The 554-nt window shown below is 75.6% G+C and carries 1 pseudogene; it reads right to left on the bottom strand.

What is annotated here, in order from left to right:
- Positions 1-554, bottom strand: a pseudogene (locus BGN95_RS20150) (ATP-binding protein); the annotation flags it as partial.

The following is a 554-nucleotide window of genomic DNA, read 5'->3' as shown; positions in this document are numbered from 1 at the left end:
CGCGGTCCGCCCCGCGCCGTGCCGCGCATGCCGCGACCGCGCGCGCCCAGCCCTCGGGGGTCGCGCCGACCACGCTGGCATCCTCGAGCACATAGCCGCGCCCGTCGCCGCCCAGCGCCACCGCGACGACGCCGCACGCATCGCCGCCGACCCCCGCCGGCGGATCGACCCCGACCACCACGCGCACCGCATCGGGCACCACCCGCACGCGCCGCGCCTCGATCAGCCCGCGGGTCCACAAGGCGCCCGCCACCTCGTCGATCAATTCGCCCTCCAGCTCCTGCCGTCCGAGCATCGTCCCGGCATAGGTCTCGGCCATCGCCGCGACGAAACTCGCCGGCAGGTGCGGATTGTCCGCGGTGCGCCCGTGCGTCTCGACCACCCCCGGCAAGGCCATCACCCGCCGCATCAGCCGCGTCGGGCGCGGGGTGGTCGTCACCAGCACGCGCGGGCGCGCGCCGAGCCGCATCGTCAGCATCAGATTGTCCCACGCCGCCTCGCCGCCGCGCCCCCATTTGCCGAGCTCGTCGCACCACGCATGATGATGCTCGGGC

This window comes from Sphingomonas sp. 66-10, assembly GCF_001897045.1.
GTDB lineage: Bacteria > Pseudomonadota > Alphaproteobacteria > Sphingomonadales > Sphingomonadaceae > Sphingomonas > Sphingomonas lycopersici.
Note: the sequence above shows the minus strand (reverse complement) of the source record. Positions and strands in the feature narration are given on the sequence as shown.